Annotated in this window: 10 protein-coding genes; 9 read left to right on the plus strand and 1 reads right to left on the minus strand. The window is 60.2% G+C overall.

Going from position 1 to position 14457, the window contains the following annotated elements; all coding sequences use genetic code 11:
* Window positions 1–7: 7 nt before the first annotated feature.
* From AC07UR_RS27870 to AC07UR_RS27905, 8 genes are all read left to right on the plus strand, one after another.
* On the plus strand, window positions 8–958 hold the full coding sequence (locus AC07UR_RS27870; protein WP_209790050.1) for a polysaccharide lyase family 20 protein: 951 nt from the start codon (window positions 8–10) through the stop codon (window positions 956–958).
* A 122-nt stretch (window positions 959–1080) separates the two neighbouring features.
* Window positions 1081–2973, plus strand: coding sequence for an ABC transporter ATP-binding protein (locus tag AC07UR_RS27875; protein ID WP_209790049.1), 1893 nt, complete (start codon window positions 1081–1083; stop codon window positions 2971–2973).
* A complete protein-coding gene (locus AC07UR_RS27880; RefSeq protein WP_209790048.1) occupies window positions 2970–4871 on the plus strand; it encodes an ABC transporter substrate-binding protein in 1902 nt (633 codons plus the stop codon). The genes AC07UR_RS27875 and AC07UR_RS27880 overlap by 4 nt, the downstream gene beginning before the upstream one ends.
* A gap of 1 nt (window position 4872) precedes the next feature.
* Entirely contained in the window at window positions 4873–5871 is a 999-nt protein-coding gene (locus AC07UR_RS27885; protein WP_176355854.1) for an ABC transporter permease, read from the plus strand.
* The gene (locus tag AC07UR_RS27890) at window positions 5868–7043 is read left to right on the plus strand and encodes an ABC transporter permease (RefSeq protein ID WP_115421606.1); all 1176 of its coding nucleotides are present in this window, start codon (window positions 5868–5870) and stop codon (window positions 7041–7043) included. The genes AC07UR_RS27885 and AC07UR_RS27890 overlap by 4 nt, the downstream gene beginning before the upstream one ends.
* Before the next feature lie 75 nt (window positions 7044–7118).
* Window positions 7119–8336, plus strand: coding sequence for a glycosyltransferase family protein (locus AC07UR_RS27895; RefSeq protein ID WP_209790047.1), 1218 nt, complete (start codon window positions 7119–7121; stop codon window positions 8334–8336).
* 4 nt (window positions 8337–8340) lie between these two features.
* Entirely contained in the window at window positions 8341–9585 is a 1245-nt protein-coding gene (locus AC07UR_RS27900) for a glycosyltransferase (RefSeq protein ID WP_209790046.1), read from the plus strand.
* Window positions 9582–10748, plus strand: coding sequence for a glycosyltransferase family protein (locus tag AC07UR_RS27905; RefSeq protein ID WP_209790045.1), 1167 nt, complete (start codon window positions 9582–9584; stop codon window positions 10746–10748). The genes AC07UR_RS27900 and AC07UR_RS27905 overlap by 4 nt, the downstream gene beginning before the upstream one ends.
* Here the strand turns inward: AC07UR_RS27905 and AC07UR_RS27910 are convergent.
* Complete coding sequence (locus AC07UR_RS27910) at window positions 10726–11400, minus strand: class I SAM-dependent methyltransferase (RefSeq protein ID WP_209790044.1); 675 nt, start codon at window positions 11398–11400, stop codon at window positions 10726–10728. The two genes, AC07UR_RS27905 and AC07UR_RS27910, sit on opposite strands and share 23 nt — an antisense overlap.
* Before the next feature lie 318 nt (window positions 11401–11718).
* On the opposite strand from AC07UR_RS27910, the gene AC07UR_RS27915 reads away from it, so the two are divergent.
* Window positions 11719–14421, plus strand: coding sequence for an ABC transporter ATP-binding protein (locus AC07UR_RS27915; protein WP_209790043.1), 2703 nt, complete (start codon window positions 11719–11721; stop codon window positions 14419–14421).
* Window positions 14422–14457 lie beyond the last annotated feature (36 nt).

Here is a 14457-nt window from a genome sequence, read left to right on the forward strand (position 1 = left end):
GACCGCAATGTTCCGAACAGCCCTTATCATCGCGAGCTTCTTCATCACTGGCGTTGCGGCTGCGCAACCGTGGGAAACCAAACTTTACGACGGTTTCGAGGGAAAGGAGTTCTCGCCGGATGGCGGGCTTTACTACCGGGAAAATTTCGAACAGAGCGCGGGCACGGTCGAGTTTCAGAGCGCCGTCAAACGCAGCGGCAATGGCGGTCTTAAGCTGAGTGTCGTGCCGGTCTGCCCGGATTCACTTGATGGCTGCAGCGAGAGAGCGGAGATCTGGGAGAAGACGGAGCTTCGGGTGCCCTATGACCAAGGTATCTGGTACGGCTTCTCGGTGAAGTTCGCCGATCCGATCCCATCCGGCGACCACCGCTACCTCGTGGCGCAATGGAAGCGCGAAATCGAACCGGGCGCGGAAGGCGATTTCAGTCCGTTCCTGGCATTGCGCATGAATTTCGGCAAGCTGTTTGCAACGGTGGAGACCAACTACATCGCGCCGGCATCTTCGGGGCCGGACGGCGTTGCTGCCGCCTGCAGACCGGGTCAAGTGCCGGTCTGGGGGCGCCCGGGCATCAACCAGATGCGCATGCTCGTGGCGACAGATCCTGCGTGGAGGCCGGACGACGGCAAACTGTTCAATGCCTGCACCGACGCCATCGCCGTGACGAACCACGGCAATCCGCTGCCGGATCCGAAATCGGGCTGGATCGATTTCGCGATCTACACGAAGCCCGGCGCCGATGGCGCCGGCCATATCGAACTCTATGCCAATGGTAAGCCGATCATCACCGTCAAGGGCCATGTCGGGCATGACGACAAGGGGCTCGGCCATAACCAGTATTTCAAGTTCGGTCCGTATCGTGCGGCCGACGTGACGGACTGGACGCTCTATTACGACGATTTCCGTCGCTCGCCGAACTGCGCCGACGTGCTGGCCAAAGAGGCTTGCCCCTTTCCCTGATGATTGCGACGCGACCGTGAACTATGCTGTGGTTGCAAGGCCTAAGCTGGACAGCCTCCTGAAGCTGCGATAGTCTTTTTTAGAGGCGACGGATACACGGGCGATGAGGGAAGCGTGCTGCGATGACATCAGGGGCGGACCTGCTTCGAGTTGAAGGTCTGCGGATCACATTCTCGGTGCTCGGCGGCAAAGTTGAAGCCGTCAAGGAAGCGAATTTCAGAATCTTGCCAGGAAAGGTGACCGCTCTCGTTGGCGAGTCCGGGTCCGGAAAGTCGGCCATCAGCCAGGCTGTCATGGGCATTCTTCCGAATGTCGCGCGGGTCGGCGGGCAGATCCTTTTCAACGATCCCGATGTCAAGGGTAAGCCGATCGATCTGATTTCGCTGGAACGCGAAGGTGAGGAAATCCGTGCTTTGCGCGGCACACGCATCAGCAAGATCTTCCAGGAGCCGATGACGTCGCTGTCACCGCTCCATACGATCGGCAACCAGATCTCCGAAGTTCTGAAGATTCACACGGATGCGGAGAAGTCCGAGAGGCGCGCACGAACGGAAGAGCTGCTCGGTTATGTTGGCTTTGCCAACCCGAAGCGGGCCTATGACATGTACCCCTTCGAGCTGTCCGGCGGCATGCGCCAGCGCGCGATGATTGCCATGGCGCTGATCTGCCGGCCGGCATTGTTGATCGCCGACGAGCCGACGACGGCGCTCGACGTAACGGTGCAGGCACAGATCCTGCAACTGCTTCGGGAATTGCAGGTCAAGCTCAACATGGCGATGCTGCTGATCACCCACGACCTTGGCGTGGTCGCCAACATGGCTGACGAAGTCGTGGTGATCTACCACGGCCAGATCGTCGAGGCGGGCCCGGTCGATGCGATCTTCCGCAATCCGCAGCACCCCTATCTCAAGGGCCTGATGGCCGCCGTTCCACATTTCGACATGAAGCCGGGCGAGCGGCTGAAGGCGCTTCGCGAAGTGCCGGTCAAAGCAGGGACTTTGCTGGGAGCCAAGGATTCCGACAAGGCGGCTGGCCCCGACGTCCTTCTGTCGGTACGCAACCTTTCCAAGACCTATGGCACGCGCAAAACCTCCTGGTTCGGCAAGAAGGATACGTCCCGGCATCGCGCGGTTGACGATGTCAGCTTCGATATCCGTCGTGGCGAATGTCTGGGCCTGGTGGGTGAAAGCGGCTGCGGAAAGACGACGATCAGCAAGATCCTGATGCGGGCCATCACGCCGGATGGCGGCAGTGTCAACTTCGACGACGGCGAGGGGCCGATTGATGTCCTCAAGGCCGAAGGTGACGAGCTGAAAACGCTGCGTTCGAAAATCCAGATGGTCTTTCAGGATCCGGTGTCGTCGCTGTCTCCGCGCATGACCGTCAAGAACATCCTGAGCGAGCCGCTCGAGATCCATGGACGCGGAACGGCAAAGTCGCGCGAAGAGACGGTCCGTTTGCTGCTACAGGCCGTTGGCCTCGACCAGCGGTTCGTCAACCGTTATCCGCACAGTTTTTCCGGTGGCCAGCGCCAGCGCATCGGTATCGCCAGGGCGCTTGCCCTGGTGCCGCAACTGTTGATCTGCGACGAACCGGTGTCGGCGCTCGACGTTTCGGTCCAGGCGCAAATCCTCAATCTGCTCAAGGATCTGCAGAAGGAACTCGGGCTGACATGCCTGTTCATCTCGCACAACCTCGCGGTGGTCGACTACATGGCCGATCGGATCGCGGTGATGTGTGCAGGGCGCATCGTGGAATTGGCGCCGCGCGAAGTTCTGATGCGCAAGCCAGTGCATCCCTATACGAAATCACTGCTCGCTGCCGTTCCGTATCCGGATCTCGATCGTCCGCTGGATTTCGATCTGCTCAAGGCAGTTGAGGGATCGGACATGCGACGGTGGGGGCCGCAATTCAGTGACGACGGCGAGGAAGGTGCGCTTTTTCCTGCTGATCTCGGCGGCGATCACTACGTGCTGGCGCGCAAGTCAGTGGATGCTAGGGAGTTACGGCCATGATCACTCGCCGAACCGCGCTCGCCCTGCTCGCTACCGCGGCGTTTCCCAAATATCTCCTTGCGGCGGCAAGCGAGCCGAAGTTTTTCGAGGCGCTTGTCGCCGAGGGAAAGCTGCCGCCCGTCAATGAGCGGGTGCCGAAGACCCCGCGCGTCATCAATGTTGCCGGCATGGGCCGCCAGCCGGGCAAGCATGGCGGCACCGTACAAAGCCTGATCGGCAGCGCGAAGGACATACGGTTGATGACCGTCTATGGCTATTCGCGCCTCGTCGGCTACGACGAAAAACTCGAGATGCACGCAGACGTGCTGGAAAGCTACGAGACGGTCGAGGATCGGATCTTCACGTTCCATTTGCGCGAGGGACACAAGTGGTCAGACGGCAGCCCGCTGACGACGGAAGACTTCCGCTATTGTTGGGAAGATGTGCTGCTCAATGAGAAGCTCAGCCCGGCGGGCCTGTCGACGGCGCTGGTGATGGACGGCGAAGCCGGGAAATTCGAGGTCATCGACGCGCGAACCGTGCGCTATTCCTGGTCTACACCCAACCCGGATTTCCTGCAGAAGCTCGCGGCGCCGCAGCCTTTGGTGCTGGCAATGCCGGCCGCCTACCTCAAGCAGTTCCACGAAAAGTACCAGGAAGAAGATAAGCTCAAGGCGATCATGAAGGAACAAAGGGTCAAGAAATGGAGCCAGCTGCACATGCGCATGGCCCGTTCCTATCGCCCGGAAAATCCCGATCTGCCGACGCTTGACCCCTGGCGCAACACGACGTCGATGCCGGCCGAACAGTTCGTATTCGAGCGTAATGCCTATTATCACCGGGTCGACGAGAACGGTCTGCAACTGCCCTACATCGATAAGTTCGTCCTCAATGTCAGCTCGCCGGCGCTGATCCCCGCGAAAGCGGGCACCGGCGAAAGCGACCTGCAAGCGACGAATATCGACTTCATCGACTACACCTTTCTGAAGGACGCCGAGAAGCGCTACCCCGTTACGGTCAAGTTGTGGAAGAAGACGCAAGGCTCACGGCTTGCGCTGCTTCCCAACCTCAACTGCTCCGATCCGGTCTGGCGTCCGCTGCTGCAGGATGTGCGCGTACGGCGAGCGTTGTCGCTGGCCATCGACCGTTCCGAGATCAACAAGGCCGTATTCTACGGGCTGACCAAGGAAAGTGCCGACACGGTTCTGCCCGACAGCCCGTTGTTCCGGCCGGAATACGCCACCGCCTGGATCGCCCACGATCCGGTGCAGGCCAACGCGCTGTTGGATGAAGCCGGCCTGACGGACCGCGGCAGCGATGGCATTCGTATTCTCCCGGACGGCCGCGCCGCGCAGATCGTGGTCGAGACCGCGGGCGAAAGCACGCTCGAGACCGATGTCTTGCAACTGATCACCGACTACTGGCAGAAAGTCGGCATTTCCCTGTTCATCCGCACGTCGCAACGCGACACGTTCCGTAGCCGCGCTGTCGGTGGCGAGATCACCATGTCCATGTGGTTCGGGCTCGACAATGGCGTGCCGACGGCGGACATGAACCCCGGACAGTTGGCGCCGACCGCCGACGATCAGCTGCAATGGCCGGTCTGGGGGCTCAACTATCTCTCGCATGGGGAGATGGGGCAGGCGCCCGATCTGCCGGCCGCCATTGAACTGACGGAGCTGCTGGAGCGCTGGCGGCGCTCGGCCGAGGATGCGGAGCGCGCGGAAATCTGGGGGCGGATGCTATCGATCTACACCGATCAGGTCTTCTCGATCGGCCTCGTAAACTCCTCGCTGCAACCGATCCTCGTCGCCAACAAGATCAAGAACGTTCCGGAATCCGCGCTCTACGGCTTCGATCCGACGAGTTATTTCGGCGTCTACAAACCCGACACGTTCTGGATCGAGCAGGAAGGCTGATATGCTGCGATATATTCTCTGGCGTATCGCAGCGATGGTTCCGACCTTGCTCATCATTTCGGCGCTTGTCTTCACCATCATCGAATTGCCGCCCGGCGACTACTTCGAGAGCTACGTCGCCGAGATCAGGGCGCAGGGCGAGGGCGTCAACATGGAGCAGATCGAGGCGCTCCGGAAGGAATATGGCTTCGATCAGCCGCCGCTGCTGAGATATGTCCACTGGCTCGGTGGCATGCTGCAGGGCGATTTCGGTTATTCGTTCGAATATGAGCTGCCAGTCAGCGATGTCGTCGGCGACAGGTTGTGGCTGACGATCCTCGTCTCCTTCCTGACGATCATCTTCACCTGGCTGATCGCCTTCCCGATCGGCATTTACTCGGCTACGCATCAATACAGCTGGGGCGATTACGGTCTGTCGCTGATGGGGCTGATTGGTATCGCCATCCCCAACTTCATGCTGGCGCTGATCATGATGTACTTCGCCAATATCTGGTTCGGTATTTCGATCGGCCACCTCATGGATCAGAAATACATGGCCGAGCCCATGAGTTGGGCGAAAGCGAAATCGATCCTCGAACATATCTGGATACCTGTCATCATCGTCGGTGCAGCAGGCACCGCCGGCATGATCCGGCGTCTGCGCGCCAATTTGCTCGATGAATTGCAGAAGCAGTATGTCGTGACCGCACGCGCAAAAGGGCTTTCGCCGATGCGTACGCTCATCAAGTATCCGCTGCGCATGGCGCTGAACTTTTTTATCTCGGATATCGGTTCCATCCTGCCTGCAATCATTTCCGGTGCGGAAATCACGGCGATCGTGCTTTCGCTCGAAACCACCGGCCCGATGTTGATCAAGGCGTTGCAGAGCCAGGATATGTATCTGGCGGGATCCTTCCTGATGTTCCTCGCATTTCTGACCGTCATCGGCGTGCTGATTTCCGATCTCGCACTCGCCATTCTTGATCCCCGGATACGGCTGCAAGGCAGGAGCACCAAGTGACGTCATTCCTTCCGGCGCCCGGCGAACCGTTGCCGCATTACGTATCGACCGCACCATTCGATCCCTATTCCGTCGAAGCGATGACGGAAGAGCAGGTGCGGGTTAACCAGGCGTCGCAACTGCGGCTTATGTGGTGGAAATTCCGTCGGCACAAGCTGGCGCTGATCTCCGGCATCTTCCTGGTCGCGCTCTACCTGATGATCCTCATCTGCGAGTTCCTGGCGCCCTACAATCTGCACACACGCAATGTGGACTTCATCTATGCGCCTCCGCAGTCCGTACGGCTGTTCCACGAGGGCCAGTTCATCGGGCCGTTCGTCTACGGACGGACGATGGAACTCGATATGGAGACGTTGAGACGCACCTACACCGACAACCCGGAACAAATCGAACGGATCCGTTTCTTCTGCCGCGGGGACGGCTACAAGTTCTGGGGGCTTTTTGAAAGCAACTTGCACCTCGTGTGCCCGGCAAAGGATGGGCAGCTCTTCCTGCTCGGTACCGACAGGCTTGGCCGTGATGTGCTTTCGCGTATCATCTATGGCGCCCGCATTTCGCTGACGATCGGTCTCCTCGGCATTACCGTCAGCTTCGTTCTCGGCATCGTTATCGGTGGTCTTGCCGGCTATCACGGCGGTGTTTTCGACCTGATCGTCCAGCGCGTCATCGAAGTGCTGCAGTCGATCCCGAGCATTCCGCTGTGGCTGTCGCTGGCCGCAATCATGCCGGCGACCTGGAGCCCGATCCTGATTTATCTGGGCATCACGATCATCCTCGGGCTCCTCGACTGGACCGGGCTTGCCCGAGCGGTGCGCTCGAAATTGCTGGCGTTGCGTGAGGAGGACTACGTTCTTGCCGCGCAATTGATGGGCGCCAAGAGCGGCCGCATTATCGGCCGGCACCTGGTGCCAGGCTTCATGTCTCACTTGATCGCCACCGCGACGATCTCCATCCCCGGCATGATCCTCGGCGAAACGGCGCTGAGCTTCCTTGGCTTGGGGCTGCGTCCCCCGATCACCAGCTGGGGTATCCTGCTGACGGAGGCGAAAAGCGTGAGCGTCATTGCTTTCTACCCCTGGCTGCTATTCCCAACGATCCCGGTCATTTTTGTGATTTTGGCGTTCAACTTCTTGGGAGATGGCTTGCGCGATGCCGCCGATCCCTACAAATGAGGTTCGTTTCGACGCCGGCCGCAAGCCGGCGTCGCGTCTTTTGGTACGTTTTTTCCTGAGCGAAAGGTTTCTGGCATGATGCGGCGCTTAGAAGATGCCCGAATTCTCATGTACAGCCACGACACTTTCGGGCTCGGCCACCTGCGCCGATGCCGTACGATTGCGCATTCGCTGGTGGAAGACTATCGGGGTTTGAACATCCTGATCATTTCTGGCGCAACGATTGCCGGTGCGTTCGATTATCGCGCACGCGTCGATTTCGTGAAGATACCGAGCGTCATCAAGCTGCATAACGGCGAATACACGTCCCTCGATCGCCATATCGAGCTGGACGAGACTTTGAAGATGCGCCAGTCGATCATCCGGCACACGGCAGAAACCTTCAAGCCGGACATCTTCATCGTCGACAAGGAGCCGATGGGGTTGCGCGGCGAGGTCGAGGAGACGCTGACCTACCTCAAGGCGCATGGTACCACGCTTGTGCTGGGCCTGCGCGAGGTCATGGATGCGCCGCATCTGCTCGAGGCGGAATGGAAGCGCCGCGACACCATGCGCAAGATCGAGCAGTATTACGATACGATCTGGGTCTATGGCCCGCCGGATTTTTACGATCCGCTCACGGAACTCGAAGTGCCGCCTGCGGTGCGCGAGCGCATGAACTTCGTCGGCTTCCTACAGAGGAGCGTGCCGCGCGAGGAATTGCCCGGCCACAAGCCGGAAGGCGATTACATTCTCGTCACGACCGGTGGCGGCGGCGATGGTGCCGAGCTGATCCACGATTTCATTCATGCCTACCAGCAGGATCCGGAGCTGACCCATAAGGCGCTGGTGGTCCTCGGCCCCTACATGCCGGTGAAAAAACGCGAAAAGCTGATCAAGAAGGGAAGCAAGATCCCCTACATCAAGATCATCGAATTCGACAACCGCATGGAAGAGCTGATCGCGGGAGCCAAGGGCGTCGTCGCGATGGGCGGTTACAACACCTATTGCGAGATCCTGTCTTTCGACAAGCCGGCTCTGATCGTGCCCCGTATCCAGCCGCGTGAAGAGCAATTGATTCGTGCGCGTCGCGCCTCCGAGTTGGGTCTCATCGACATGTTGCTGCCCGAGGAGGCCGAGAACCCCTTGCGTTTCGCTGCTGCGTTGAAGGCGCTGCCGCAACGGGCACCGCCATCCAAAAGCTGTGCCAACGGGCTGCGGCTCGAGGGGCTCGTCCATATCTCGGAAATTGTTGGTGGGTGGCTCGGCGAGCAGTCGAGCGAGCATCTGAGCATCGTCAAGAAATCGAGCTGAAGCATTGCCAACAGACCGCAAGATTGCCGTCGTTCTGAAAGGATACCCGCGCCTTTCGGAAACCTTCATCGCGCAGGAATTGCTCGGGCTTGAGAAGGCCGGGCATGATCTCGTCCTGATCGCGTTGAGACGTCCGACCGATGGCAAGCGCCATCCGGTGCATGACGAGATCCGTGCCGATGTGCACTATCTGCCGGAGTATCTGCACGAGGAGCCGCTGCGCGTCCTCAAGGCGCTGGTGCGTTCACTGCCGAAACCAGGTTTCTGGCAGGCGCTTGGGCAATTCTCGAAGGACCTTGCACGGGACCCGACCCGCAATCGCTTCCGTCGTTTCGGACAGGCGCTGGTGCTTGCATCGGAGTGGCCGGGTGATCCAGGCTGGCTGCATGCGCACTTCATCCATACGCCCGCTTCTGTCACCGCATATACAAGCGTGATCGCGAGCACGCCATGGACCTGTTCGGCGCATGCCAAGGATATCTGGACATCGCCCGACTGGGAGCTTTCCGAAAAGCTCGGTCGCGCGCGCTGGACGGTGACGTGCACGCGCACCGGATATGAGCACCTGCGGAGCCTGACATCGCAGAAGGCAAGGGTGAACCTGAGCTATCATGGTCTCGACCTTCAGCGCTTCCCGCATTTCGACGGCAAACATTCGATCCGCGATGGCTCCGATAGGGCGGAACCGGTCCGCATCGTCAGCGTCGGCAGGGCGGTGGGCAAGAAGGGGTACGATGTCCTCCTGAAGGCGCTCGCCCTGTTGCCGCCCGAGCTGCATTGGCGCTTCGAGCACATTGGCGCCGGAGAATTGACGGGGAAGCTCAAGGTTTTGGGTGACGAGCTCGGCATTTCCGACAGAATTGCCTGGAAGGGTGCGCTCGACCAGACGGACGTGCTCGCGCACTATCGAACCAGTGATATCTTTGCGCTCGCCTGCCGCGTGACGGCCGACGGTGATCGCGATGGCCTGCCGAATGTGCTCGTCGAAGCGTCGAGCCAGCGGCTTGCTTGCGTGTCTACGGCAATATCAGGCGTGCCCGAGCTCCTGATTGACGGTGAAAACGGCCGGGTCGTTCCTTCGGAAGATCCGCAAGCGCTATCGCTCGCCCTGGAGGAGCTGATCCGCAACCCAGCGCGCCGCAGCGAGCTGGGGGCTGCTGCCGAACGGCGGGTGAGGACGCAGTTTGACCATCACTCCAGCATCGAGCAGCTGACGAACCTGTTTGCACACGAGTGGAAATCGGCATGACACGGCAGCTGCGGGTCTTCTTTTATGTCCAGCATCTGCTGGGGATCGGCCATCTGGCAAGGGCAAGCCGCATTTGCAGTGCGCTCGCTGTCGATGGTTTCGACGTCACGGTGGTCACTGGCGGTACACCGGTTCCCGGATTTCCAACGTCCGAATTGAAGCACGTCGCGCTGCCGCCGGTCGTTGCCGGCGACAAGGGGTTTTCGGGCCTCGCCGACGAAACCGGAAAGCCGGTCGATGATGATTTCAGGGAACGTCGGCGGGACATGCTGCTGGACGCATTCCGCACCTGCGACCCGGATGTTGTGATTTTCGAGGCGTTTCCGTTCGGGCGGCGCCAGATGCGGTTCGAGCTGATGCCGTTGCTCGACCTGATCGAGGCGTCAAGCCGGCGCCCGCTGGTGGCTACATCGCTGCGCGATATCTTGCAGGAGCGGAACAAGCCGGGCCGGGCGGAGGAAATGCTGGAACTGGTGCAGGCGCATTTCGACCTCGTGCTCGTGCATGGCGATCCCGCCTTTGCCCGGCTTGAAGAGACGTTTCCCTACGCGCGGGAGATCGCCGACAAAGTCGCCTATACCGGCCTCGTTGCGGGCAGCGCGCCTGCGCTGCCGCTGGAGCGGTTCGATGTGGTCGTTTCGGCCGGCGGCGGCGCGGTCGGTAAGGAGCTGATCGGCGCCGGCCTGGAGGCCGCTAAACTTCTGCCGCCGGAGCTTAGTTGGTGCCTGGTGACAGGGCCCAATCTGCCGCAGGTCGACTACGACGCATTCGAATCCGCCGCTCCGGGGAATGTGAAACTGTTCCGGTTTCGCCGGGATTTCGCCAGCCTGCTTTCCGGTGCGCGGCTTTCCGTCTCACAGGCCGGTTACAATACGGTCTGCGACATCATTCGGGCGGGTTGCGCATCTCTGCTGATCCCGTTTACCGCCGGCGGCGAAACGGAACAATCGACGCGGGCAGCGCGACTGGAAAAGCTCGGGCTCGCCGGCGTCCTGCCCGAGCACGACGTATCTCCTGCTCGCCTGGCGCGCGATGTCGAAACGCAGCTTGCTCGTGCGAAGCCGGCAATGCCGCCGCTTGACCTCGAAGGCGCCGCCCAGACGGCGGCGATCCTGCGTGCGTGGCTTTTGAAGGCGCCCGTCAGACCGTCCCGATCAGCATGAACCGTGTGTATTTCTTCGTCGGCAAGGCGCCGGCGAAATCGAGCGTCGCAAGTTTCGCCTGGTCGGCGAACGCTTCGACGGACGCAACGCAGTTGATGTGTGTCGGTTCGCTGAAATAATCGTTGGACTGCAGGAGGACACGTGTGCCCGCCGGTATCAGCTCAAGCCAGCTGCGAAGATCGGCGATGTGTTCGCAGCTCGTGTTGACGATCAGGTCGGCGCCGAGACGAGGGTAGTCGATCGCATACATATCGGCGGTGACCGCGCGAAAACGGTCGGCATGGGTCGCGTTGAGCGTGCGTGCCACAGTCTCGACCGAGGGGTCGATGTCATAGCTTTCAGCCACGGCAATCTCGAATCGGCGGTCCTCCAGCAACATGGCCGGAAGGATCCCGTACCAACCGCCCAGAACCACGATCCGCTGATAGGATTTTCCTGCTGCTTGCAGCAGCGTGTCGCGCGCCCAGATCTTGCAGGCGACCTGCTTGTGGTTGAAGGCGTTGGCGATATCGGCGTCTGGGTGTTTGGCGATCACCTTGGCGATACCGTCGATCAGCGGACTTCTGGTGTAAGCGGCAATTCCGCGCGTCAGGTCGAAAGCATTTTCGTACCAGTCGCTCGCGGGAGTAGGGTGGTGGCTGGCGTGTTTCATGCTGCCGTTGTAAGCTGGCGGGCAATCGAGTGCAACAAGGGCGCTCTTTTCCCTTCGTGCGAGTTCCACCTCTTGTCGTGGAATTCGATCGGGGGGCTCACAGGCGAAGGCAGGTGTCCATTGCGGATTTCTCTTGCACCTGCATAATCTAATAAACCGGATTCGAAACCGGATCGGATTTCGCCGAAACGCGTTCGCGGCCAAAGGCCTGTGCCAATTCAGTCGAGATGCGCGGTAAGCAAGCATATCGTGGCCGGGTATGGTGGCAGCCCTCGCCGCACACATCGTAGTGTTCAATAAGGTCCCGTTGCCAGAAACATGGAATCACGCCTCTCCCGCTACATTTGGACCCATACGCGCAAGGACCAGCTCTGGATTCTGGTGGTTGTCGCGTTTTCCATGATCCCGTATTTCCTGTCCTTCGATCTGCCCAAGCAGATCGTCAACGGACCTATTCAAGGTGACGGCTTTGACAGTCCGGAAGCGACGCAGGCGTTCCTGGCGATCTCTTTTGACCTGCCCTATCTGGGGACGATCAATCTGTTCGACGGCTTCCAGCTCGGCCGCGAAGGTATGCTTCTGGCACTGAGCCTCGTCTTCCTGCTGCTTGTGGTAGTGAACGGCCTTTTCAAGTTCTACATCAACACCTTCAAGGGACGGCTCGGCGAGCGTCTCTTGCGACGCATCCGCTTCGAACTCGTCGATCGGGTGCTGCGGTTTCCACCGACGCATTTCAAGAGGGTGAAGCCGGCCGAGATCTCGACGATGATCAAGGATGAAGTGGAGCCGCTGGGCGGTTTCACTGGCGATGCCTTCGTGTCGCCGGCGCTGCTTGGTGGCCAGGCATTGACGGCCTTGATCTTCATTCTGTTGCAGAGCTTCTGGCTCGGTCTCATCGCCACGGTCATCGTCGCCGTGCAGGCGATCATCATTCCACGCATGCGCAAGCGGCTGCTCGTCCTTGGGCGGGAGCGCCAGCTGACCGCGCGTGAATTGTCCGGCCGGGTGAGTGAGATCGTCGACGGCATCGGCACCATCCGCGGATACGACACCTCCAATTTCGAGCGCGCCGACATCGCATCGCGGCTCGCCCGGATCTTCAAGATCCGTTACGACCTTTACCAGTGGAAGTTTCTGGTCAAGTTCATCAATAACTTCCTCGCCCAGGTGACGCCCTTCCTGTTCTATTCGATCGGGGGCTATTTCGCGCTTCAGGGCCGGCTTGACATAGGCCAGCTTGTTGCCGTCATCGGCGCCTACAAGGATCTGCCGGGACCTCTGAAGGAACTGATCGACTGGGATCAGGCGCGCCAGGACGTGCAGGTCAAGTATGCGCAGGTCGTCGAGCAATTCAGTGTCGATCCGCTGCTCGATCCCAAGGTTCACGCGATCGCCGCGACAAGTGCCGAGCCTTTGAGCGGCGCGCTCGCCGCGGTCAACCTGACTGTGACCGATGATGGCGGCGCGACGCTTCTCGATCACGTTTCGCTGCAGGTGCAGCCAGGCGAGGCGGTCGCACTCAAGCCCGGCGGCGAAGTGCTGGCCGAAGCTTTCGCCCGACTGATCTGGCCGGCGAGCGGTCGAATTCTCATCGGCAGCCAGGATATTCTGGAGATGCCGGAATCGGTTACCGGCAGACGCATCTCCTACGCTTCCTCGGATGTCTACGTGTTCCAGGGCAGCCTTGGTGACAACCTGCTCTACGGGTTGAAGCACGCGCCGTTGACGGAAGTGCGCTATGAAGGTGAAGGTGCTGCCCATCGCAAGTGGGAGCTGGTCGAAGCCAAGCTCGCCGGGAACCCACACTTTGACGTCAATAGCGATTGGATCGACTACCGGGCTGCTGGCGCAACCGGGCCCGAGGATCTGTTGGTCAAGATCAGGCCCGTCCTCGATGCCGTTCTTCTCACCAACGACGTGATGGCGCTGGCGGTCCGCTCTACCATCGATCCGAACCGCAATGCGGCTTTTGCCGCCGGTATCGTCGAGATGCGTGGTGCGCTGCGGCAGCGCCTCGAAAAGGAAAAGCTCAGCGATCTCGTGGTGTTCTTCGAGCCTGGCTCGTACAACATCGAAGCGACCATCGGCGAAAACCTGCTCTTCGGTACGATCACCGACCAGGTGATGTGGGACGGTGCGCTCGATGGGCATCCATTCTTCAAGACAGTGCTGCAGCGGGTCGGCCTGCGTGACGTCTTCTACGAAATGGGTCTGGAGATTGCCGAGAACGTTGTCGAACTGTTCCGCGACCTGCCGCCGGATCACCCGTTCTTCCAGCAGCTGACCTTCATGACGGCTGAAGATATCCCCGTTTATGAGGCGTTGCTGCAAAAGGTTCGCGGCCGGGCGCGCGCCGATGTTGCCGAGGACGATCAGATCAAGATCATTCGGCTCTGTTTCGGTTACATCGAACCTCGTCACCGTTTCGGTCTCCTGACCGACGAGCTCATGGCAAGGATCGTCGCAGCGCGACGCGAGTTCGACGAAGGCCTGCCGGCGGACCTCGCAGGCATGATCGAGCACTATCGTCCGAACCGCTACATCGCTTCCGGCAGCATCATCGATAACGTGCTTTTCGGGCGCATTGGCCACAAGCACGCCGACGGATCGGAGAAGATCCGGGCGATCGTGCGCGATCTTTTCGAGGCTGTCGGTCTCTACAACGATGTGCTCGCCTTCGGCTTCGATTTCAACGTCGGCGCTGGGGGGAAGCGACTGACGGCGGGTCAGCGGCAGAAGCTGGATCTGGCTCGCGCGCTCATCCGCATCTGCGATTTCTACATCTTCAACCAGCCGCTGCTGGCACTCGACCAACGCGTTCAGGAACAGGTGATCCGCAACGTCTTTGCGCTTCTGCGCCAGGATGGCCGCAACCCGGCAATCGTCTGGGTGGTGGCCAATCCGGCGGTGATGGAACTGTTTGACCGCGTCGCAGTTTTCGAGAATGGCCGTCTGCTTCGCGACGACGATACGGAAGTGGGGGCTAACGAAGGACCCGACTATAAGGAAATGGCATCTTGATGTAATATTAATGTCAGGGCACGAGCATAAGGTCCC

The sequence above is a fragment of the Ensifer sp. GW821-FHT05G01 genome, from assembly GCF_059419585.1.